This window comes from Halolamina litorea (assembly GCF_026616205.1).
GTDB classification, from domain to species: Archaea; Halobacteriota; Halobacteria; order Halobacteriales; family Haloferacaceae; genus Halolamina; species Halolamina litorea.
In genome coordinates this window covers 628104-649506 of the sequence record NZ_JANHGR010000002.1, presented here as the reverse complement: position 1 = coordinate 649506, position 21403 = coordinate 628104, and the positions used below count along the sequence as shown (strand labels likewise).

At 68.6% G+C, this 21403-nt stretch carries 24 protein-coding genes and 1 tRNA gene; 16 read left to right on the top strand and 9 right to left on the bottom strand.

What is annotated here, in order from left to right; all coding sequences use genetic code 11:
* Nucleotides 1–422 precede the first annotated feature (422 nt).
* Together NO998_RS14320 and NO998_RS14315 are read left to right on the top strand one after the other, a co-directional pair.
* Nucleotides 423–983, top strand: coding sequence for a TATA-box-binding protein (locus tag NO998_RS14320; RefSeq protein ID WP_267647956.1), 561 nt, complete (start codon nucleotides 423–425; stop codon nucleotides 981–983).
* An 87-nt stretch (nucleotides 984–1070) separates the two neighbouring features.
* Nucleotides 1071–1679, top strand: coding sequence for a hypothetical protein (locus NO998_RS14315; protein WP_267647955.1), 609 nt, complete (start codon nucleotides 1071–1073; stop codon nucleotides 1677–1679).
* Here NO998_RS14315 and NO998_RS14310 read toward each other — a convergent pair.
* Complete coding sequence (locus tag NO998_RS14310) at nucleotides 1676–2974, bottom strand: erythromycin esterase family protein (RefSeq protein WP_267647954.1); 1299 nt, start codon at nucleotides 2972–2974, stop codon at nucleotides 1676–1678. The genes NO998_RS14315 and NO998_RS14310 overlap by 4 nt on opposite strands.
* A gap of 281 nt (nucleotides 2975–3255) precedes the next feature.
* On the opposite strand from NO998_RS14310, the gene NO998_RS14305 reads away from it, so the two are divergent.
* The 3 genes from NO998_RS14305 to NO998_RS14295 all read left to right on the top strand — a co-directional run bounded on the left by NO998_RS14305 (nucleotide 3256) and on the right by NO998_RS14295 (nucleotide 7663).
* Entirely contained in the window at nucleotides 3256–5181 is a 1926-nt protein-coding gene (locus NO998_RS14305; RefSeq protein ID WP_267647953.1) for a DEAD/DEAH box helicase, read from the top strand.
* Nucleotides 5182–5273: 92 nt separating this feature from the next.
* Nucleotides 5274–6167 carry a hypothetical protein gene (locus tag NO998_RS14300; protein ID WP_267647952.1) on the top strand — a complete coding sequence of 298 codons (894 nt, stop codon included), beginning with the start codon at nucleotides 5274–5276 and terminating at the stop codon, nucleotides 6165–6167.
* 152 nt (nucleotides 6168–6319) lie between these two features.
* The gene (locus NO998_RS14295) at nucleotides 6320–7663 is read left to right on the top strand and encodes a cytochrome P450 (RefSeq protein WP_267647951.1); all 1344 of its coding nucleotides are present in this window, start codon (nucleotides 6320–6322) and stop codon (nucleotides 7661–7663) included.
* Between the two features lie 67 nt (nucleotides 7664–7730).
* Here the strand turns inward: NO998_RS14295 and NO998_RS14290 are convergent.
* A tRNA-Tyr gene (locus tag NO998_RS14290) sits at nucleotides 7731–7804 on the bottom strand.
* Between the two features lie 328 nt (nucleotides 7805–8132).
* On the opposite strand from NO998_RS14290, the gene NO998_RS14285 reads away from it, so the two are divergent.
* Both NO998_RS14285 and NO998_RS14280 read left to right on the top strand, forming a co-directional pair.
* On the top strand, nucleotides 8133–9020 hold the full coding sequence (locus NO998_RS14285) for a DMT family transporter (protein ID WP_425601458.1): 888 nt from the start codon (nucleotides 8133–8135) through the stop codon (nucleotides 9018–9020).
* Entirely contained in the window at nucleotides 9013–9552 is a 540-nt protein-coding gene (locus NO998_RS14280) for a carotenoid biosynthesis protein (protein WP_267647949.1), read from the top strand. The genes NO998_RS14285 and NO998_RS14280 overlap by 8 nt, the downstream gene beginning before the upstream one ends.
* Nucleotides 9553–9582: 30 nt before the next feature.
* On the opposite strand, the gene NO998_RS14275 is transcribed toward NO998_RS14280, so the two are convergent.
* Genes NO998_RS14275 through NO998_RS14265 form a run of 3 tightly spaced genes read right to left on the bottom strand, consistent with a single transcriptional unit; the run spans nucleotide 9583 to nucleotide 10618 of the window.
* Entirely contained in the window at nucleotides 9583–10065 is a 483-nt protein-coding gene (locus NO998_RS14275) for an SRPBCC family protein (RefSeq protein WP_267647948.1), read from the bottom strand.
* Between the two features lie 38 nt (nucleotides 10066–10103).
* Nucleotides 10104–10337 carry a DUF8142 family protein gene (locus tag NO998_RS14270; protein ID WP_267647947.1) on the bottom strand — a complete coding sequence of 78 codons (234 nt, stop codon included), beginning with the start codon at nucleotides 10335–10337 and terminating at the stop codon, nucleotides 10104–10106.
* Nucleotides 10334–10618 (bottom strand): DUF5779 family protein, encoded by a 285-nt coding sequence (locus tag NO998_RS14265; RefSeq protein ID WP_267647946.1) that lies wholly within the window; start codon nucleotides 10616–10618, stop codon nucleotides 10334–10336. Before NO998_RS14265 ends, NO998_RS14270 begins: the two co-directional genes overlap by 4 nt.
* Before the next feature lie 92 nt (nucleotides 10619–10710).
* Here NO998_RS14265 and NO998_RS14260 point away from each other — a divergent pair, with 92 nt between their 5' ends.
* Nucleotides 10711–10923 carry a hypothetical protein gene (locus NO998_RS14260; protein ID WP_267647945.1) on the top strand — a complete coding sequence of 71 codons (213 nt, stop codon included), beginning with the start codon at nucleotides 10711–10713 and terminating at the stop codon, nucleotides 10921–10923.
* A 22-nt stretch (nucleotides 10924–10945) separates the two neighbouring features.
* Here the strand turns inward: NO998_RS14260 and NO998_RS14255 are convergent, their stop codons facing one another.
* A complete protein-coding gene (locus tag NO998_RS14255) occupies nucleotides 10946–11395 on the bottom strand; it encodes a DUF5799 family protein (RefSeq protein ID WP_267647944.1) in 450 nt (149 codons plus the stop codon).
* A 269-nt stretch (nucleotides 11396–11664) separates the two neighbouring features.
* Here NO998_RS14255 and NO998_RS14250 point away from each other — a divergent pair, with 269 nt between their 5' ends.
* Nucleotides 11665–11832 carry a hypothetical protein gene (locus NO998_RS14250; RefSeq protein WP_267647943.1) on the top strand — a complete coding sequence of 56 codons (168 nt, stop codon included), beginning with the start codon at nucleotides 11665–11667 and terminating at the stop codon, nucleotides 11830–11832.
* 117 nt (nucleotides 11833–11949) lie between these two features.
* A complete protein-coding gene (gene psmB / locus NO998_RS14245; protein WP_267647942.1) occupies nucleotides 11950–12675 on the top strand; it encodes an archaeal proteasome endopeptidase complex subunit beta in 726 nt (241 codons plus the stop codon).
* Between the two features lie 68 nt (nucleotides 12676–12743).
* On the opposite strand, the gene NO998_RS14240 is transcribed toward psmB, so the two are convergent.
* Entirely contained in the window at nucleotides 12744–14276 is a 1533-nt protein-coding gene (locus tag NO998_RS14240; RefSeq protein ID WP_267647941.1) for a glutamate-cysteine ligase family protein, read from the bottom strand.
* 89 nt (nucleotides 14277–14365) lie between these two features.
* Here NO998_RS14240 and ligA point away from each other — a divergent pair, with 89 nt between their 5' ends.
* Both ligA and NO998_RS14230 read left to right on the top strand, forming a co-directional pair.
* Nucleotides 14366–16129, top strand: a complete 1764-nt coding sequence (gene ligA / locus NO998_RS14235; RefSeq protein WP_267647940.1) for an ATP-dependent DNA ligase LigA — start codon at nucleotides 14366–14368, stop codon at nucleotides 16127–16129.
* A gap of 51 nt (nucleotides 16130–16180) precedes the next feature.
* Nucleotides 16181–16963: an MBL fold metallo-hydrolase gene (locus NO998_RS14230; protein WP_267647939.1), complete on the top strand. Its 783-nt coding sequence runs from the start codon at nucleotides 16181–16183 to the stop codon at nucleotides 16961–16963.
* An 11-nt stretch (nucleotides 16964–16974) separates the two neighbouring features.
* Here the strand turns inward: NO998_RS14230 and NO998_RS14225 are convergent, their stop codons facing one another.
* Nucleotides 16975–17508, bottom strand: a complete 534-nt coding sequence (locus tag NO998_RS14225; RefSeq protein WP_267647938.1) for an Rrf2 family transcriptional regulator — start codon at nucleotides 17506–17508, stop codon at nucleotides 16975–16977.
* Nucleotides 17509–17683: 175 nt separating this feature from the next.
* Here NO998_RS14225 and NO998_RS14220 point away from each other — a divergent pair, with 175 nt between their 5' ends.
* Together NO998_RS14220 and NO998_RS14215 are read left to right on the top strand one after the other, a co-directional pair.
* On the top strand, nucleotides 17684–18637 hold the full coding sequence (locus NO998_RS14220) for an NAD-dependent epimerase/dehydratase family protein (protein ID WP_267647937.1): 954 nt from the start codon (nucleotides 17684–17686) through the stop codon (nucleotides 18635–18637).
* Nucleotides 18638–18697: 60 nt separating this feature from the next.
* On the top strand, nucleotides 18698–19438 hold the full coding sequence (locus NO998_RS14215; protein ID WP_267647936.1) for a ribonuclease H-like domain-containing protein: 741 nt from the start codon (nucleotides 18698–18700) through the stop codon (nucleotides 19436–19438).
* Nucleotides 19439–19457: 19 nt separating this feature from the next.
* Here NO998_RS14215 and NO998_RS14210 read toward each other — a convergent pair whose 3' ends face one another.
* Nucleotides 19458–19655 carry a DUF5800 family protein gene (locus tag NO998_RS14210; protein ID WP_267647935.1) on the bottom strand — a complete coding sequence of 66 codons (198 nt, stop codon included), beginning with the start codon at nucleotides 19653–19655 and terminating at the stop codon, nucleotides 19458–19460.
* 140 nt (nucleotides 19656–19795) lie between these two features.
* Here NO998_RS14210 and NO998_RS14205 point away from each other — a divergent pair, with 140 nt between their 5' ends.
* Together NO998_RS14205 and NO998_RS14200 are read left to right on the top strand one after the other, a co-directional pair.
* Entirely contained in the window at nucleotides 19796–20683 is an 888-nt protein-coding gene (locus tag NO998_RS14205) for a polymer-forming cytoskeletal protein (protein ID WP_267647934.1), read from the top strand.
* A gap of 117 nt (nucleotides 20684–20800) precedes the next feature.
* A complete protein-coding gene (locus NO998_RS14200) occupies nucleotides 20801–21367 on the top strand; it encodes a hypothetical protein (protein ID WP_267647933.1) in 567 nt (188 codons plus the stop codon).
* Nucleotides 21368–21403: the final 36 nt, after the last annotated feature.

Below are 21403 nucleotides of genomic sequence, written 5' to 3'. Positions count from 1 at the left end.
GGTTAAGATCACGTCGTGATCTTACCGTTCATGGTCTATGTATCGGTTTCCGTTCGGTGATCGCCGGCCGCTCCGGGGGTCACCGAACTACCAAGGCTCGCATCAGATGCCGTCCTGTGGCGGACCATGGGGGCGACGTCCTCATCTTTCTTCGGACCCGTATGTTTCGGTCGATGGGTGATAAACCCATCGAACCGATTCGGGCCCACGCACCGTCCCGGAGTGTTCCGGGCCGCGGCGCGTTCTTCGCATTACATCCGATGGGTGGCGACTACTTAACCCTGATGTTTCGATCCGCCCCTGAGTCGCGTTGTCGTGCGATTTTCGTTCCCACGAGCCACGCCCGGGGCCATCGACGCCCCCACGGGGCGGTATATAAGGGAACTGTTTATAAGGGCAGGGCGAGCAACAAGGGACGAACGATGAGTTCGCCGGCAGACTCCATTGAGATCCAGAACGTGGTCGCATCGACGGGCATCGGGCAGGAGCTCGACCTCGAAGCGTTGGCGGAGGACCTTCCTGGCGCCGACTTCAACCCCGACAACTTCCCCGGGCTCGTCTACCGGACCCAGAGTCCGAAGGCGGCGGCCCTGATCTTCCGCTCGGGGAAGATCGTGTGCACGGGCGCGAAGAGCATCGACGACGTGCACGAGGCGTTGGGGATCATCTTCGAGAAGCTCCGAGACCTCACCATCCCGGTCGAGGACGATCCCGACATCACCGTCCAGAACATCGTCTCCAGTGCGGACCTGGGGCACAACCTCAACCTCAACGCCCTCGCCATCGGACTCGGCCTCGAGGACGTGGAGTACGAGCCCGAGCAGTTCCCGGGTCTCGTCTACCGCATGGACGAACCCGACGTGGTGATCCTCCTGTTCGGCTCCGGGAAGATCGTCATCACGGGCGGGAAGCGGACCGAGGACGCACAGGAAGCCGTCGAGAAGATCGTCGAGCGCATCGAGGGCCTCGGCCTCCTCAGCTGAATCACGGGTCGCTCCTTCCCGATTTTTTCTCGGCAGTGTGTCATACCGGCACAAGAGGCATAACCCTCCGGTGCGAAACCGCGCGTAGTGGCATCCCGTGACCACGGCCCGACCGGCCGGGGCGGCCCGGGCCCGAGTGCGGAGCACCGACCTGTCGAGGGGGCGGCACCCGAGGCGGCACGGCGCAAGCCCGAAGACCCGCCGATGCGGAACCCGGGACAGTACTCCCTAACCGATCACGTCCGAGAGCGACTGGCCCAGCCCGGACGCTACGTCACCATCGACGGCATCGACGCCGCGATCCGCGAGGGGCAACTCCGATGGAACACGAGCGACGGTTGGCGGTTCGCCCGCATCGAGGGGGGCGTCCGGCTCGTCGTCGTCGTCTGTGACACGGAGACCGCCTCCCCCGTCGTCGTCACGGCGTGGACCGAGATCGCCGACATCGGCGCCGCCGAGGCGTCCGAGCGCTGGGACCGCACGGACATCGAGACCATCCGCCTGCGCACGACGCTCTCGGAGCGCGCCGACGAGCACGTCCCCGAGCACATCCGCCCGCGTGACGTGCCACGGCCGTTCTACGTGCGCGGCCACAGCCTCGTGACCGATCCGGGGCAGGGGTACCTGCGCTGTGTGGACTGTCACGGTCGCTTCCGTTCGAAGGGCGAACTGGACCGGGCGCACTGTTCCCGCTAACCCAGCGGTCGCGCCCGGGTCGTCTCCGGGACGAAACAGAGCGCGTCGAACGCTTCGGCGAATCGGTACGCCGTCAGATAACCGTCCGGTTCCCCATCGTAGGTCGCACCCAGCGAGAATCGTTCTCGCGGCCTGAGGAGCCAATCACCGAGTCGAGAGTCCACAGCGCCGGCGCGCAGGTCGACCATCGCCGTTCCCACCCCCGTATCGTCGAGCACCCTCTCGACAGTTCCCGGGAGGGGTTCGTTCAGCGTGAACGAACGAAGCCCGCGGCCCGCGCCAGTACGGTCGATCGCTTGGAACGAACCGCCGGCGAACGCGAACCCGACCGTGTAGTAGTCGTCGCCGTACCGGTCGGCGAGGTGGCTTCCCATCGACGCCGCGGCGGCCCCAGAGCCACGGACCGAGTGCCGGTCGCGGTTCGCGTGGGCGTCGTGTGCCCACAGGACGACCGGCCCGTCCGTTCGCCCCTCGATCCACGCCACGTTCTCGGCCATCGCTCGGTCCCGGACGCGGATCACCGCCTCCATCGCCGCCCGCTCGGCGTCACTGTCGTCCGCCCCCGATTGCCAGTCGAGGAGTCGCTGTTTGTACGTGGTCGCCTGCTCGATAGTTCGGAGCCACCGGAGCACGCGCTCGTCCGTGTCATCCAACTCGCGTACGCACGGGGTCACACGTTCGGCGGCGTCGATCCGTTCCCCGACCCGATCGTCCTGCATGGGGCGCGTCCCGTCATCGGCGACCAGTTCGAGGTCGTTCGCCACCGTCGGCGGGAGGCCGTCCCCGAAGTGCTCTCGGAGCGCGTCGACGGCCCCCTGCGTGTACTGCGCGTCGAACCCACGGAACCGAACCCGGTCGGCGAGGGGACGCCCCTCGTTGAACGTCCGGAGCCACTCCACCAACGAGAGGACCGCCTCGGTCTGCCACGTCCAGAAGTAGAGGCCTTCCAGCCCCGCTTTCGGGTCCCCGCGCCCGTGGGTGACGTACTCGTCGAGCAGCCGTGCCTCGGGAGCGTTCGCCTCCATGGCGAACGTCCGGACACCGACCTCGGTCACGAGCCACCGAAGCAACCGGTGTTTGAGCCGGAAGAACTCCCGCGTGCCGTGAGTCCCCTCCCCCAGCGCGACGATTGATGCGTCGTCGAGTGCATCGGGGAGCGACCCCGGCGGGAAGTCTGCTGTTGGGCCACGAGTCCCGACTTCGTGTGCGTGTGCGCGCAGGGCCGCGCGAACCGTCGCAGTTGTCGGTTGGTCAGTCGATTCCGTTCGTGTCGTATCGGTAGTGTCGTTCGTCATCGTCTACGGTGTCGGTAGTGAGCGGGCGCTCCACGATCGAGGAGAAATGGGCGTCGACCCCGGCGATGTATGCGGGGCTACGGCGCCCGCGTAACCGGTAGTCGACCGACGCTCACCGACGAACGAGCAGCATCGTTCCGAACTCACCCCGTTCCGACAAGAGCGTTTCCCCGCTCGCGGTGAGTAGGGCTCCGGCGTCGAGCGACTGCCAGGCAGTCGGGCCGTGCCCGGCGACGCCGCGGGTCGCAAGCCGTATTCCCCGGGACCGCCAACCGCTCGTAATGACCGATCTCTCCCTCGCGGAGTTCTACGACGCCGTCGAGGCGGAGGGGCGGCCGCTCCTCACGGCCGGCCAGTTCGCCCGGCGCGTAGACAGTTCTCAGGCCGACGCCGACGAGGCGCTGGCTCGGCTCGCCGCCGACGGCCTGCTCGAACGCGTCGACGTCGAGACCGACCCCGTCGTTTGGTACCCGACCGAATGGGGCGAACTCGCCTCGCGTGAGCGCGTGGTCGTCTTCCCCGAGCGCCGCGAGATCGTCGTCGACCGGCCGACCCAGTACACACAGGCGCGCCTCTCACAGTTCGCCCACCTCGTCGACACGACCGGGACCGAACCCGGGACCAGAGGCTACCTCTACCGAATCCGCCCGGAGGACGTGTGGTCGGCGCCGTTCGACGGCGTCGCTGACCTGATCCTCTCGATGCGCGGCGTCTTCCCGCGACGGTACGAGGGGTTGGAGGAGTGGGTCGAGAGCCAGTGGAAACGCGCCAACCGCTTCCGACTCTACACCCACGAGGACGGCTACGTCGTCCTCGCGGCGGCGACCGACGACCTGCTGGGCAACGTCGCCATGGAGAAACTCGACGAGGACGCGATCAGGGCGCCCATCTCCGACACCGAGGCGTGGGTCAACGAGGACGCCGTCGCGGGGATCAAGCGCGCGCTCTACGAGGCGGGCTACCCCGTCGTCGACGAGCGTGACCTCGAGAGCGGCGACCCCATCGACGCCGACCTCACGACCGACCTCCGGGAGTACCAACAGTCGTGGGTCGACAGCTTCCTCGAGAAGCAGGCGGGCGTCCTCGTCGGCCCGCCGGGGTCGGGCAAAACCGTCGCCGCCCTCGGCGCCCTCACCGAGGTCGGCGGCGAGACGCTCATCCTCGTCCCCTCCCGCGAACTCGCCGGGCAGTGGCGCGAGGAGATCGAGCGACACACCACCGTCGATCCGGAGAACGTCGGCGAGTACCACGGCGGGCGGAAGGAGCTCCGGCCGATAACCATCGCCACCTACCAGATCGCCGGCATGGACCGCCACCGCAAGCTGTTCGACGAGCGCCAGTGGGGGCTGATCGTCTTCGACGAGGCCCACCACGTCCCGGCCCCCGTCTTCCGCCAGTCCGCGGCGCTGCAGAGCAAACACCGCCTCGGCCTCACGGCCACCCCCGTCAGGGAGAGCGACGACGAGACGGATATCTACACGCTCATCGGCCCACCGCTCGGCACCGACTGGTCGGCGCTGTTCGACGCCGGCTTCGTCGCCGAACCCGAGGTCGAACTCCGCTACCTCCCGTGGGACGACGACATGGCCGAGAACGAGTGGGCCAACGCCGACGGCCGCGAGCGCCACGTCCTCGCGGGCACCAACCCCCGTAAGGTCGAAGAGATCGAGCGGCTCCTCGACGAGCACGACGGCAAGGCGCTGGTGTTCGTCGACTACCTCGACCAGGGCGACGCCGTCGCCGACGCCATCGACGCCGCGTTCGTTTCGGGGGAGACCCCCCACCACCGCCGGGAGCGCCTGTTCGAGTCCTTCCGCACTGGCGACCGCGAGGCGCTAGTGGTCTCCCGCGTCGGCGACGAGGGGATCGACCTCCCCAACGCCGAACTCGCCGTCGTCGCCTCCGGCCTCGGTGGGTCCCGCCGCCAGGGCGCCCAGCGGGCGGGTCGCACGATGCGCCCGGTCGGGCGCGCGGAGGTCGTTGTCCTCGCCACCCACGGCACGAGCGAGGAAGAGTTCGCCCGCCGGCAGATGCGCCACCTCGCCGAGAAGGGCGTGCGCGTCCACGAGACCGTCGTCGGTTCGGCGGACGCGGCAGAGGAGGCAGCTGGGAAGGACACGGATGGAGAGGGCGCCGACAACGAAGCCACCGGTGAGGCCGACGACGAGACGGACGATCAGGTCGGTGACGACCCGTCGGTTGAGTGAGAGCGGGCGTCGGAAACTGCTCGACGGGACGGCCGTCGCGTTCGCCACGGCGACCAACCTTTTACTGACCCCCCGAGTTGGTGGACCACGGGATGTCGGGGAAGTACGAGTGGGCCACAGCATCGGCCCCGAAAGGCGTACAGTTGACCGGCGTTGAATCGTTCGAGGGCGCGGCGTTCGCCACCGGACGGCGCGGGGTCCTGGTGGAACGGACCGAACCGGGCCGCTGGGACGGAGTGTTCACCAGCGGCGCGACCGGCGACGGCCGGGGGGTGCTCGACCTCTCGCTGACCGACGACGGCGAACGGGTCTGGTTCTCGGGGGTCAGCGGTGTGTTCGGCTACTACGACCGCCGGCGCGGGAGCGTCGAGGCACACCCCGCACCCTACGACCTCACGTCGGACTTCCTCAGCGTCTCCGCGAACGGGGAAGCCGGTGACGAGTCGGTCCACACGGTCGACGGCAGCGGGCGCGTGCTCCGCACGACCGTCGACGGCGACGAGCCACGGGTCGAAGGCGTCTCGATCCCCGGCGACGGCACGGGGTTCACCGAGGTCGTCGACCACTCGGGCGTGCTCTACGCCGCCGACACGTCGGGGTTCCTCTACCGATCCGAGAACGGCCGGACGTGGCGAAAGGAGCGCTTGGCGGAGACGACCGTCCAGGCGCTCTCCCGGATCGGGGTGGGTATCGCCGCCATCGACGACGGCGGGACGACCTACAAGGACGTCTCGCTGTTCGGCGAGCGCGGGCGGACCAAGAAGACCACCCCGAACATCTCCTCGCCACAGGAACTCGAAGGCCGCGGCGACACGATCGTCGCGGTCGGGGGCGGTGGCTGCGTACTCGTTATCGACGAGGAGGGCCGCGCCAGCCGGGAGCCGGTCGGGGTCGGGAAGTCCCTCCACGCCGCGGAGGTCATGGCCGACGGCACGATCATCGCGGCGGGGAGCGACGGCACGATCCTCGAAGGCACGCCGAAGTAGTCCGCCGCCCATGGGTGGGCCGCGATCGGACCACGGGAGGCGCCCGACGAACGATCCAACGAGATGCCGACGGGTGCCGTTTATACCGGGCGATATCGGAGGCTACCCAACGAAAACCGGGGTTTATGGCCGTTTGTCACGTACGGTAGCTGATGGTACGAACTCCACCCGGACCCAAGGGAGAGCCGGTGTTCGGGAGCAGCCGGCGGTACGCCCGCGACCCCTTCAGGTTCGTCACGGGGTTGGAAGCGGCCTACGGCGGCGTCAGTCGGTTCGAGATGGGCCCGCTCGACACGTACATGGTCACCGACCCATCGGAGATCGAGCGCGTGCTCGTCTCCGAGTCCGACCGGTTCACCAAGCCGGCGTTCCAAGACGACGCGCTCGGGAGCCTCCTCGGCCAGGGACTCCTCCTCAGCGAGGGCGAGACGTGGCAGCGACAGCGGAAGCTCGCACAGCCGGCGTTCGACATGCGCCGACTCTCCGGGATGGCCGACCGCATCGTCGACCACACCGAGACACGGCTTGCCGAGTGGGACGACGGCGAGCAGATCAACGTCGAGGAGGAGATGACGACGGTGACCATCGACGTGATCCTCGACCTGATGATGGGCGTCGAACTCTCCCGCCAGCGACTGGACCACGTCCGCGAGCAGTTGGAGCCACTCGGCATGCGCTTCGAACCCAACCCCGTCCGGTTCGCGCTGCCGGAGTGGGTCCCTATGCCCGGCGACGCCGAGTTCGACGCCGCCGTCGACGAACTGGAGCGCGTCATCGACGAGATAGTCACCGAGCGGCGCGCCGAGATCCGGCAGGAGGACAGCACGGACGCGCCGATGGACTTCCTCTCGATCCTCGTCCGCGCCCAGGAGGCCGGCGACCAGACCGACCGCCAACTCCGCGACGAGATGATGACGATGCTGCTGGCGGGACACGACACCACCGCGTTGACCCTGACGTACACGTGGTACCTGCTGTCTCAACACCCCGAGGTCGAACGCCGACTCCACGAGGAGGTCGACGCCGTCATCGACGGTACCCGACCGACCGTCGACGACATCCGGGACCTGGAGTACACCGAGTGGGTGATCAAGGAGGCGATGCGGCTCTACCCGCCGGTGTACACCATCTTCCGACAGCCGACCGAGCCGGTCGAGGTCGGGGGCTACACCGTCCCCGACACCGCGTCGATCATGCTGCCACAGTGGGCGGTCCACCGCTCGGACCGGTACTGGGACGACCCGGAGACGTTCGACCCGGAGCGCTGGCGCCCCGAACGGGTCCGGGAGCGCCCCCGCTTCGCGTACTTCCCCTTCGGCGGCGGCCCGCGCCACTGCATCGGGAAACACCTCGCCATGCTGGAGGCCCGATCGATCATCGCGACGACGGCAAGCCGCTATCGCCTCGAGTTCGAGGGTGAGACGCCGCTCGAACTGCTCCCGACCCTGACGGCACACCCGAGAAACGGGATGCCGATGCGCGTCGAACGGCGCTAAGCGGCTGGGAACGACGGCAGAATCGGCGACACACCTTCCGGTCGAACGGAAGCGGCTTCGGGAGAAGTCCGCCCTCCCCGATTTGAACGGGGGGCAAGCCGATCTACAGTCGGCTGCTCTACCAGTCTGAGCTAAGGGCGGGCACTCCAACGTAGGTGGTGGTTTGGACTTAAGGGTTGTCTCTTCGATCGACGACGGCGACGTGTATCGCACGGTCGCGGGTCGACCGAGCGGTCGCTCCGCGGTCGAGAGTCGCCGGCGAGGTTGTGGGCCCCACCGGTCGGAATGCAGTGCTCGGCTTCCGAGCGTGGGTCCGAGCGGTGGCCTAATCCACAGGAGAACCCGCGATAAGGCTTCAGCTCTGCCAACGAGGTCATGCGTCTAGGTCGCCCGCTTCGAAACCGGTATGAGCCCGGGAAGAGGAACCTCTCGCGTGTCTATCGCCGCCGTCGAGGAGCGCGTGCCGCCGATGGCCGGACTGGCCGTCGCGGTGATCGCCGTCAGCACCAGCGCCATCCTGGTCCGCTGGTCGGACGCCCCGAGCGTCATCAAGGCGTTCTACCGGGTGCTGTTCACGACCGCCCTGTTGGTACCGTGGGCGCTGGGGCGCTACCGCGGGGAGTTCGGCCGGATGGAGCTCCGGGACGTGGGGCTCGCCGGACTGACCGGGCTCGCGCTCGCCCTGCACTTCGTCTCGTGGTTCGAGAGTCTGAACTACACCTCCGTCGCCGCCAGCGTCACGCTGGTCCAGACTCAGCCGCTGTTCGTCGCCGTCGGCGCGTGGGCGCTGCTCGACGAGCGACTCACCCGCCGGATGCTGGTGGGGATCTTCATCGCGCTGTTCGGCGCCGTCGCCATGTCGCTCGGCGACCCGCTGCTGGCTTCGGTGGGCATCGGCGACGCCGCGGGGCTGACGAACACGGGAGCGTTCGGGAACGCCCTCGCGGTCGTCGGCGCCGTCACCTCCGCGGCGTACGTCCTCGCCGGCCGCTCGCTACGACAACGCGTCTCGCTGGTTCCCTACGTCGTCGTGGTCTACCTCGCGTGTGCGGGCGCGCTGCTGGCCATCGCCGTGGCCCAGAACGCCCCGCTCGTGGACTACCCGCGCCGGGAGTGGCTGCTGTTCCTCGGCATGGCCATCGGCCCGGGTATCTTCGGCCACACCGTGATCAACTGGGCGCTCGCCCACGTCGAGTCGGGCGTCGTCTCGGTTAGCCTGCTGGGTGAACCGGTCGGCAGCACCGTGCTGGCGCTGCTGTTGCTCCCCGGGGAGATCCCGACGCCGACGACGGTGGCCGGCGGCGCCGTCGTCCTGCTCGGCATCTACCTCACCGCGGTCGCACGCGGCCATGACTGATCGCACATCGGCGGGTGGCGACGCACCCGACGGCGGCCCGGGTGACGACCGTCCCATCGATCCGGCGACGGCCCGCCGCTACGTCGCCGGCCACATCGGCCTGTTCGCCCTCACGCTCGGTCACGCGCTGCTCACGTGGCCGCTCCCGGAGGCGGCCGCGCTGTTCCTCGGCGGCGTCATCATCGCGTTCGCCGCGGAGGCGCCGTCGATCCGGGCGGGCCTGTTCACCCACTACCTCCGGCCGACGGTCGCGGGCGTCCCGGTCTCGATCCTCTTGGCGTGGCCCGCCGTGGTGTACCTCGCCGTCCGGGTGGCCTCGCTCGGCGTCGACGGCGCCGTCCCGGTTGCGGCGACCGCCGCGGTGCTGGCGACGCTGGCGGACGCGCTGGTGGAGCCGGGTGCTGTCGAGGACGGCGCGTGGGCCTACTCGGAACGGATCCCCGGGCCACGGCCGTACGGCGTCCCGTGGTGGAACGCCGCCGGCTGGCTCGTCATCGTGTTCCTCACGGCGCTGCTCCCGGCGGCGGTCTGAGACGCAACGAGGACCGCGGCCCGACCCAGTCTACTTCTCCAGGATCTCGCGCGTTCGATTGTGGCGCGACCGGAACATCGGCGCGAAGCCGACGACGCCGGCCGGCCCGAACAGCCGTCCGAGCGGCCCGAGTGGGAGTTCGTACTCCAGTCGGTCCTCGACGATGGTGGCCTCGCCGTCGGTCCGGAAGCGGTGGGTGTGCACCCAGCGCGGGAACGGCCCGCCGCGCATCTCGTCACGGAACCACGCTACGCCGTTTCCCTCCTCGCGGTCGGTGATCACGGACGTCCAGCGCTGGCGCGGGCCGACCCCGAACGGGCGCATCGACATGTCGATCTCGCTGCCCTGCATCAACACGTCGGGGTCGGCCTCGCCGTCCGGACCCCGGATCGCCTCGACTTCGAGGTTCATGAACCCGGGCGTGAGTGCCTCCAGTCCCTCCACCCGCGAGTGGAACGACCACACGTCCGCGAGCGGGGCGTCGACACGGGTACGGCGGGTGTAAACCGGCATGGCTCGACGTAGGGGCGGACGGGGCAAAACTCCGCGGGCTACCGGCCCTCGAGGAAGTCGCTCCGGAACGTGAGGTAGGTCAGCACGCACATGAACAGGATCGGCGGGAGCAACAGGAACGCCCACAGGGGCTGGGGGGCGACGACGACCGCCAGCGCGGCGACCGCCAGTCCCAACGCGAGAAACGGGAGCGTGGCGAGCACCGCACGCCGACGGTTCGCCGCGTCGGCTTCAGGCTGGGACGAGCGGGCGACGTCGCCGCCGTCGCTCACAGTCGGTCGGTGTCGATGGTGACGCCCGCCGGCGTCACTACCAGGAACCCCCGGAAGTGCGTCAGCGAACCGCCGTCGGCACGGACTTCCCGGGCGAACCCCGAAGCGAGGGTGTTCATGTCGCCCTCGACGGCGAGCATCAGCACGTTCCCCGATCGGACGGCGTCGATCCACTCCTGCGGGTCGGTCTCACCGTCGAGTACGCCGAGGACGACCTCGTCGGCGTCCGGGTCGTCGAGTTCCTCTTCGGCGCGGGCGAGGTCGAGGCCGAAATCGCTCATGACCACCCTTCGCCGCCGGGAGGTAAAAAAGGAGTCGGGGCCGGGGACTGTAGGGCCAACGTACTGAAACCGTTGGGGACACAAATCCGAGTATGGCTTGTAGCCACGAACTCGACGGGGAGTACCTCACGCGAAGCGACGGCGCCATTACCGATATCCACGGTTCGGGTGAGGGGTTCCGCATCGACGTCGTCGTCCCGTGTCCCGACTGCGGACAGACTCTCGAACTCACGATGGTCGAGGAGAGCCGCGAGGAGGTCGACGTCGACTTCCCGCTCGACGACGCCGAGATGGCCAACAGCTAAGCCGCCCCGCAGTACAGCGCGTTTACTCCTGATACGCGATGCGGACCTGCTCCCAGCGACCTTGCTCGACGAGGTGTTCCTGTAGCGTCCGTGCGTACTGCTCCAACAGCGCTTCGGCGTCCTCGAGTCGGTCCGAGCCGTCGTCGCCGCCGCCGAGGCCGAGTCCCTTCTTGACAGAGGAGAACATCCCGCCGTCGTCGTCGCCGCCACGGTCGCCCGCGGGACCGCCGGGACCGCCCATCGCCCCGCCCATCTTCTCCACTTCGGGCATGATCCCCGCGACCTTCGCCGTCTCGGGGACGATCCGGGCCGCGTCCGGGTCGTCGGCGTCGGCGATCTCGAACTCCGCGGCGGTCATGATCAGTCCCCACTCCTGGTTGGAGAACGGTGACTCCCGAACCTCGGCGGCGAACTGCTGATCGACGGCCATCCGCTCGCCCACGATGGCGTCGGTCCAGTTTGACTCGCTCATGACGCCCCCTATGCCGAGCGTGCGTTTCAGCGTTTCCCACGCCTCGACCGACACCGCCGCCCGCCGACCGCGCGTCGCCAGTGAAACGTACGCATAAGTTATGACGATGCCGCCTCTCAGTCCTCTGCGTTATCGCCGCGCTTTATACGCACTCCCAGTCAGCTTGCCTCCAGCACAACTCGGGTAGAAGCGCAAGCAAGCGTCGGGGTACCCGCCGCCGCCAGCCCAGTAAGTACTTATACCTCCACGAGGTCCGGGAGGGTACGGAGATGAGCCGAACTATCCGTCGCGTCGCGCTGTTCGCCCTCTACCAGTTGACCGTCCTGCTCGGGATCACGCTGCTTCCGGTCGCGTTGCTGACCCGGCGGCTCGGCGTCCCGCTGCCCCTCGGCCGGGCCGTCGACGGCACCAAGGCGGCCTACGAGGCGTCCAAGTAACTACGACCCCCCAGTTCTGTCGAGACAGCCGCCGTCAGCGGCGTCGCCGGGTTTCGACGCCGGCGGGGTTTCCCCGAAGGGGTGGCTTTATCAGCGTTCCCCGACAACGATTTCCCAATGCGAACACCTGCCCACCAGTCAGGTCTCGACCCGCTCACCGGCGATCAGTCCGACGTGTTCGGTCCGGAACTCGGCGAGTTCCCCGACGCGGACCAGCGCCGTGCGCAGGCCTCCACCGACGAGGGGATGAAGACCGGCACGACCACGGTCGGCATCAACGCCGGCGACGCCGTCGTGCTCGCCACGGACATGCGTGCGAGCATGGGCAACATGGTCTCCAGCAAGGACGTCCAGAAGGTGGAGCAGATCCACCCGACGGGCGCGCTCACCATCGCCGGCTCCGTCTCGGCGGCCCAATCCCTCATCGAGACGCTGAAAGCCGAGTCGAACCTCTTCGGGGTCCGACGGGGTAAGCAGATGTCGATGCAGGCGCTCTCGACGCTGACCGGCAACCTCCTGCGCTCGGGTGCGTTCTACATCGTCTCGCCCATCCTCGGCGGCGTCGACGACACCGGTCCGCACGTCTACTCCATCGACGCCCTCGGCGGCACGACCGAGGAGCAGTACGCCGTCTCCGGCTCCGGTTCGCAGTTCGCCCTCGGTGTGCTCGAACAGGAGTTCGAGGACGACATGGGCGTCGAGGCGGCCAAGACCGTCGCCACGAAGTGTATCAAGAGCGCGATGGAGCGCGACACCGCCTCCGGCAACGGCATCAACATCGCCGTCGTCACCGAGGACGGCGTCGACATCACGAACGAGAAGGACATCGACTCGCTGCTCTAAGTCGGTCCCCCGTCATCCAGTCGACGCAGTCCCGCGTTCTTCCGTTTTCACGCTCGCCAGCGCCGGCGCTACCACTCCGCGAACGTTCCCTGCAGCAGCGTCTCGCTCTGTTCGTAGATGTACTCCCGCTGGGTCGCCGTCACCGCCTCGGCGAACGCCTCGCCGTCGTCGAGCCGCGAGCGGACCCGATCGACCTTCCACGACGCCGGTGTGGTCCGGTTCTCGACGCGGTAGCGTAGCGGCGCGAGGTACTCCTCGGCCGCCGCCGCCGAGCAGCCCGCGGCTTCGAGGCCCGCCGCCGCGGCGTCGAGCAGGTCGTCGTAGATCGCGTCGAGGTCGGTCGTGTGCTCCCCGTCGGCGGTGATCCAGTCGAGGTCGGCCTCGATGCCGTCCCGCATCGCGCCGTAGAAGTTCGCCTCGGCGTCCGCCCAGTCGAGGTCCGCCACCGGGTGGCCGTGCTTGGGTAGCTGTTCCATCAGCCCGGCGAACGCCGCGAGGAACGCGACCGTGTCGGCGACGGTCGGCTGGCCCGGCAGCGGGCGGAACTCCAGTCGGGCGTTGGCCGACGAGCGCGTCGACCCCCCGAACACCGGCCGGACCCAGCGCCAGTAGGTGCCGTGCTTGGCCCGGAACGTCGGGAACTGGTCGTCGAAGCGGTCGCCACCCTCGTCGGCGGGGATCGGTACCACCACGTCGTCGTCGGCGATCCGGTCGACCGCCGTCTCGACGCTGTCGAAGTCCCGGGGGAACCTGACTTTCCGGGCACCGTCGGCGTTCAGCACCGACTCGAACACGGCGATCCGGTGTTCCATGTACGCCTCCTCGAGGATCGTCTCGGCGTCGACGCCATCGGCGTAGAGGTCGGGGGGGAAGAACGGCGCGTTCACCCCCAACGCGAGCAGCGGGCCGGCGATCCGGAGCGCGTAGGTGTGGTGGCGGGGCAGGTCGGTCGCACGGCTCATCTGGTAGTGGGGCTGGATCGACGTGATGAGGCTCTCGGGCATCACCGTCTCGGCCTCGATGTCGACGTTTGGGGCGTCGACGGTCAGCGGCGTCTCCAACTCCTCGCCGTTGGCCATCGCGTGGTAGCGAACGGCATCGCTCATGTTTGCGGCCACACGGACGCCGTCGTCGAGCACGCTGTCGGTGAGGTACTCCCGGGCGGTCTCGCCGGCGGGCGGGATGGTCCAGATGCCGTCGCTGACCAGCCGCATCCCCTCGGCTTTGGTGCAGTCCCGCGCGTTCTGGAGGTGCGACCGGACTTCGGCGGCTTGGGCGGCCATCCCGTAGCCGTTGAACGGCTGGGGGCTGGTGGTCATCTCGGCGTTGTGCAGCCCCAGTTCCTTCTCGAAGTCGATCAGGTCGAACAGCCGCCGCGGGACGCGCATCAGCGTGCAGTCGGTGGCCTCGTCGTCGGCCCAGCGGCCGTCGGCGGCGGCGTAGAACTCGTACTCCAAGCCGACCACCGAGCGGTGGTTGTCGAAGGCGCCGTCCCGGAGCAGCGACTTCACCACCTCGGCGTCGCCGGCGGCCCGCTCGGCGAACGCCTCGGCGTCGACGGCGTCCAGCTCCCGCACTCGGTCGGCGAGTGTCCGGTCCATACGGGAGTCAGTCGGCGTCGACACCCAAGAATCCGTGGGCCGACGACGAGTCGGCGGCCTTTTGCCCCGGATGCGCCTATCCCGGGCGAATGCAGTTCGCCGCCTTCGCCGACCGTGCCGCCGAACTGGAGGCCGAACCCGCCGACCTCGAGACCGTCTCGCTGGTCGCGGCCCTGTTCCGGGCGGCCGACACCGACGAACTCCCCGTCATCGCGCGCTTCCTCATGGGCCGGGTGTTCCCGGGCTGGGACAGCCGGACCCTCGACATCGGCCCGCGCCTCTGTTACGCGGCGCTGGCGAAAGCCGCCGGCACGAACGTCACCGCCGACGACGTGGAGGAGCGACTGGCCGACGAGGGGGAGATCGGTGTCGTCGCCGCCGGCCTCGACCTGGGCGGTCAGCAGGGACTCGCTGCCTTCGCCGCGGGCGGGGGCGACGCCGGCGGCGACGACGGACCCACGCTCGCCGAGGTCGACGACGCGCTCCGCGAGGTCGCCGCCGCCGAGGGTGCCGGCAGCGAGGACACCAAACTGGCGACCCTGTTCGGCCTCTTCTCCCGCGTGAGTGACGACGAAGCACGCTACCTCGCCCGACTCGTGCTGGGGGAGATGCGCCTCGGCGTCGGCGAGGGGACCGTCCGCGACGCCATCAGCGAGGCGTTCGAGGTCGACGCCGAACTGGTCGCCGACGCCCTGCAGGTGAGCAACGACTACGGCCTCGTCGCCGAGGTCGCCCGCGACGAGGGCGAGGACGGCCTCAGCGAAATGGGCCTTACCGTCGGCCGCCCGGTCCAGTCGATGCTCGCACAGGCCGGCACCGTCACCGGCGCGCTGGAGTCCTGGGAGGAAGTGGCGGCCGAGATCAAGTTCGACGGCGCGCGCGTGCAACTCCACCACCACCCCGACGGGATCGCCCCGCCCGCCGCCGGCCGTGAGCCGACACCCGACGACCCAACGGTTCGGCTCTACTCCCGGAACACCTCGGAGGTGACCGACGCGCTCCCCGAGATCCGGGAGTTCGCCGAGGAACGCCTCGACGCGCCGGCGATCCTCGACGGCGAGGTCGTCGCCGTCGACGACGACGGCGGCCCCCTCCCGTTTCAGGAGGTGCTGCGGCGGTTCCGCCGGAAACACGACGTGGATCGGATGCGCGAGGAGGTCGAACTCGAACTCCACGCGTTCGACTGCCTGCTCGACGGCCGCGCGGGCGACGGCACCGACGGTGGAGAGGGAGCCGACCTGCTCGACTCGCCGTTCCGGGAGCGCCACGACCACCTGACCGACCTCCTGCCCGACGCCGCCAGCGAAGTCCTCTACAGCGACGACGCCGGGGAAGTGGAGGCGTTCGAGCAGGAAGCGCTCGACGCCGGCCACGAGGGGATCATGCTCAAACGCCCCGCGTCGACGTACACCCCCGGCGACCGGGGACAAGACTGGCTCAAGCGCAAGCCGGACGTGGAGACCCTCGACTGCGTCGTCATCGGTGCGGAGTGGGGAGAGGGCCGGCGGGCCAACGAGTTCGGAACGTTCCTGCTCGCCGTCGGCGCCGACGAGGGCTACGAGACCGTCGGCAAGGTCGCCACGGGGATCACCGACGAACGACTGGCCGAACTCACTGAACTTCTCGAACCCCACGTCGTGAGCGAGGACGGCCAGACCGTCGAGTTCCGGCCCGAGGTCGTCTTCGAGGTCGGCTACGAGGAGATCCAGGAGTCGCCGACCTACGGCGCCGGCTACGCGCTGCGGTTCCCGCGGTTCGTCGAGGTCCGGGACGACAAGACCCCCGCCGACGCCGACACCGCCGAGCGCGTGGAGCGCCTCGCGGGCGGCGTCGACGGCGAGGACGACGCTTGAGGCTCGGCCGGGAAGCGTACGCCTAAGGCCGGCCCGACCCGACCCGGAGCCATGACGGTTCGCCACGACGGCCTGCAGGTGACGTGGTACGGCTACGCGACGACCCGCATCGAGACGGAAGGGGGCTTCGTCGCCTACCTCGATCCGGGGCGCTACGGCGTCCTCACCGGCGACTGGACCCCCGTCGGCGGCGGGAACCCCAAGGAGGCGGCCCACCCGCGGGCGACTGACTTCCGCCCGGAGGACGCCGATCTGGTCTGTGTCACCCACGACCACCACTACGACTCCGACGGCATCGAGCGCGTCGCGAACGAGGAGACGACCGTCGTCGTCTACGAGGGAGTAGACCCGGCCGGGATCGGCCGCGACGTGGGCCCGGTCGAGGAGCTACCGGGCGAGGTCGTCCGGACCGGCGAGGCGGACCACCTCGCCGTCGACGGCGTCGACGGGGGCGACGTGGACGTGTGGTCGGTCCCGGCATACAACGACCCCGCCGGCCCGCGCGCCGACGCCGACGGAACCGTCCCGCACCCGAAAGGGTTCGGCGTCGGCTATCGGCTCTCGATCGGCGGGACCTCGGTGTTCTGGCCGGGCGACAGCGACGCCCTCGACGCGTTCGCGGAGCTCTCGGTCTCGCTGTTCCTCGCGAACATCGCCGGCACCGTCGTCAGCACCGCCGCGGAGTCCGCCGACCTCGCCGAACGGATGGACCCCGATCTGGTGTTGCCGGTCCACTACAACACGATCGAGGCGCTCCAAGCCGATTCAGGGGCGTTCGCGCGTGACGTCGCCAAACGGGGAGTACCCGTCGTGCTCGACGAACGGGAAGGATAGATCGACGGCCGTTAGTGGGCAGTCTCGCCTGCCGGCGCCTCCATCGACTCGATCTCGAGGATCAGGACGCTCGCGGTCGCGTCCTTGCCGTCGACGGTCCCCTCGACGACTAGCGCCGACAGCGGCGTCGGGCCCGCACGCACGTGGTCGCCCTCGTGGAACTCGTTGACCGAGCCACGGAGGTGGAGTTCGGCCCGGCAGAGGTCGGGGTTGTGGACGCTGGAGAGGCGGATCTCCTCGACGTTCACGCCCGTCACCGGCTCGCCGTCGTGGCTGAGCGGCACCGACGCCGGCTCGTCCATCTGCTGGACGTCGAGGGCGTCGAAGGCGTTGGTCGTCGGCTTGTACCCACCCTTCGGGCCGGGGACGCCCTCGACCAACTGGAGAGCCTTCAGGCTCTGCATCTGGTTCCGGATCGTGCCGGGGTTGCGCCCGACCTCCTCGGCGATCGTTTCGCCCTTGACTGCCGACTCCTGCTGGCCGTGAAGGTTCACGAGCGCTCTGAGTATCGTGCGCTGGCTCGCGGTGAGCTCTATCGAAGACATTTGTTGATCGGTTACCGGTGGAAGTACATAAGGATACGGGCACCCGTCGAAACGTGGAGGGATTCGTCAACGAAACACGGGAATCGACAGTAACTGTCCAAAAATCTCGTCGGATATACACGGCCGTTCCGGGCTGAACGACAGGCCTTTGGCGCCGCCGGGAGCAGGTCCGACCATGAACGGCAAACGCGTGCTGGTCACCGGCGGCGCGGGGTTCATCGGCTCGAACCTCGCGAACCACCTCGCGGCCGACAACGAGGTCATCGCGCTGGACAACTGCTACCTCGGGACGCCGGAGAACCTCGACGAGGACGTGATCTTCGCCGAAGCCGACGTGCTCGACGACGAGCTCCCGACCGACGTCGACGCCGTCTTCCACCTCGCGGCGCTCTCCTCCCGGCAAATGCTGGAGGAGAACCCCCGGCAGGGCGCCCGCGTCAACATCGAGGGGTTCGTCAACGTCGTCGAACAGGCGATGGCCGACGGCTGTGACACCTTCGTCTACGCCACCACCTCCTCCATCTACGGCAGTCAGGAGGAACCTTGCACCGAGGAGATGCCCGTGGAGGCGTCGACGGGCTACGACGCCTCGATGATGGGCCGTGAGCGCTACGCGGAGTACTACTCGGACTTCCACGACCTCACGCTCGCCGGGATGCGGTTCTTCTCGGTCTATCAGGGCTACGGCGGCAACGAGGGCCACAAGGGCGAGTACGCCAACACCATCTCGCAGTTCGCCGACGCCATCGCCGACGGCGAGTCGCCGGTGCTGTGGGGCGACGGCAGCCAGACCCGGGACTTCACCCACGTGACCGACATCGTCCGCGGCCTCGAACTCGCCGCCGAGAACGAACTGGACGGCATCTACAACCTCGGCGTCGGCAACCCCTACACCTTCAACGAGATGGTCGACATGATCAACGACGAACTCGGCACCGACGTGGCCCCCGAGTACGAGCCGGTGCCCATCGAGAACTACGTCTACCACACCCACGCCGACGCCTCGAAGTTCAAGCAGGCGACGGGCTGGGAGCCGGAGATCAGTTTCGAGGAGGGCGTCTCGATGGTCTGTGAGCCGTACAAGGGGCGGGAGACCGGCGAGCAGGAGCGCGAGCGCGTCCGGGAGTAGCAGTTCGGGAGCGCCCGACGGAGCGCCGACTTTATCACCGTCAACCGTCCGACTCCGTACATGCGCGTCGAGAACTCCTTCATCCCCGTCCGGGGCGTCGGCGAGTCCACCGAGCGGCGCCTCTGGGACGACGGCGTCACCCACTGGGACGACTTCCACCCGAGCGCCGTCGGCGCGAAGACCGGCGAGAACATCGAGACGTTCATCGACGAGGCCCGGCCGCGCCTCGACGCCGGCGACGCCGCCTTCTTCGACGACGCCTTCCCCTCCGGCGAGCGCTGGCGACTCTACGAGAACTTCCGGGATTCGGCATGCTTCTTCGACATCGAGACCACCGGGCTGGATCACGACCGTAACGACGTGACGACGGTGTCGTTCCACCGCGACGGCGAGACGACGACGCTCGTGCAGGGCGACGACCTCACGCCCGGGAACGTCCGTGCCGAGTTCGACGCCGCCGACCTGTTGGTGACGTTCAACGGCAAGCGCTTCGACGTGCCGTTCCTCGAGGCCGCGCTGGACCTCGACGTGGACACCGCCCACCTCGACCTGATGTACACCTGCAAGAAGCTGGGTCTCTCGGGCGGGCTGAAGCCGATCGAGCAGGAGATCGGGATCGAACGCGACCGCCCCGACATCTCCGGCCGCGACGCCGTCCGCCTCTGGAAGGAACACGAGCGCGGCGAGGACGGCTCGCTGGAGACGCTGATCTCCTACAACCGCGAGGACGCGGTGAACCTCCGGACGCTGGCTGACGAGGCGACCGAACGACTCGACCGGCGGACGTTCCCCCGGCGCTGAGTCCGCTCGGCCGTCGGTCCTACCGAACGATGTCGCCGATCCGCCGCGGTTCGCCGGAGATGGCCGGCTCCTCCTCGACGATCTTCAGCACCTCGTGGTCGGTCACGTCGGGGAACGACTTCCCGGTCGCGTCCTCGATCAGGGCTTTCTCCAGTCGGAACTCGGTTCCCTCGTAGACGACGTCGACGCCTTCCTCGTCGAAGGAAAGTGCAGTCATACCCGTCGGTACCGCCTCGGGAGGGTTAACCTCACCTTTCGAGTCCGGGCGCGGGCCGCCGCCTGACGGGGGTACCTCCCTGATCCCGTACATGTGTCTGACGGAGTGTTATTATGTGTGGAGAACTCATGAGCCGGTATATGTCGCTCCGTCAGGACCCGCTCGACGAACTGTCCATCCCCAGCGGTACCGTGGTCGAGGAACACGACCTCGTCACCGACGGTGACGTGCTGGTCGGTGGGCAGTCGACCGTCGAGTTCGGGGTCCGCGGTCGCTCGGTCGCGGCCGGCGAACGGAGCAGTTTCGGCGGCCACATCGAGGCCGAGAACGACTGTCGACTGGACATGTGGACCGACGTGGACGGCGACGTGCTCGTCGGCGAGGACGCCTACCTCGGTGAGCGAACCCGGATCGGCGGTCAACTCATGGTCTCGGGCGACCTCGACATCGGCGACGACGTGGACATCGAGGAGGGGTTCGAGGCCAACGGCTGGATCACCATCCGGAACCCCATGCCGACGCTGGTGTTCTACTTCATCGTGCTCTCCCAACTGCTCCGGTTGGGCGAGGAGGAGGCCGCAGACGACCTCGCGTACGCGCTGGCCGACGGCGGCGAGGCCGAGCAGGCGCCGCTCGTGATCCCGCGGGGCTCGTCGGTCTCCGACGACGCGTGGCGCGTCTCGACCCCCGCGAGCATCGGCACCGACTGCCGGCTCCACGGGAACGTCCGGGCCACCGAGGTCAGCGTCGACGAGCGCTCGGAGCTGTTCGGCAGCATCCGGGCCCGCGGCGACGTCCACCTCCACTCCGGCAGCGTGATCCACGGCGACGTGACGACCCGCGACGGCGCCGTCACCATCGAGGCGGGCGCGAACGTCCGCGGGGACATCTCCTCGGTCGACCTGCGGGTCCACGAGCACGCCAACGTCGAGGGGACGATGCGCGCCGACGGGGAGATCCAGTTGGTCCAGAGCGACGCCGACGGGGCGGTCGGCGAGAACCCACAGGAGCACACGCCGAACTTCTGAGTTGAGACGCGCCGCGAGCGCCCGAATCGGGAGCGCCGGGGAGCGTGGTCGTCGTCGAAGTGAGCGCGGGGGACGACCGATCGGCGCGATATCGGCAGTCGTTGCTTCATTACCCAAGTGTTAACGTCGTCCCTAGACGGGTCTAAACTGATGGACAGACGGACTTTCGTGTCGGCGAGCATTGCGGCGTCGGTGAGTGTACTAGCGGGGTGTAGCAGCGGGGGGGCGTCGACGGACGGAACGGCGAGTCCGGTAGCGACCGACGACCCTACCGAGCAACGTACCGAGACACCGACGGCGGAACCTACCGAGACGCCGACGGAAGCGCCACCGGAAACGTCGACGTCGGAGAGCGAAACGACGACAGCGAGCGGGGAGAGACATCCGGCTGCACGAGTCAGCTACGAGTTCTACAGCCGACTCCTCGACAGTGATCTGGACGCCGCGAACGAGTTCGTGCATCCAGAGACCCCCGACTCCGACTACCTCCCGGTGACCGAAGAGAACCTGGGGGACACCGAAGGGGTGACGCTAATCGACGCCCGGGTCGACGAGACCGACGGGGAGTTCGCTTACGTCGAGGTGACACTCGGGAACGAAGGGGAATCGCCGAGGGAGGTGGTCATCACCCTCCGGACCTACGACGGCGAGTGGCGGGTCTGGGCGTCCTACGACGACCGCTAAGGGCCGTTCCCCGTACTGTCGGTGACTCGTCCACCC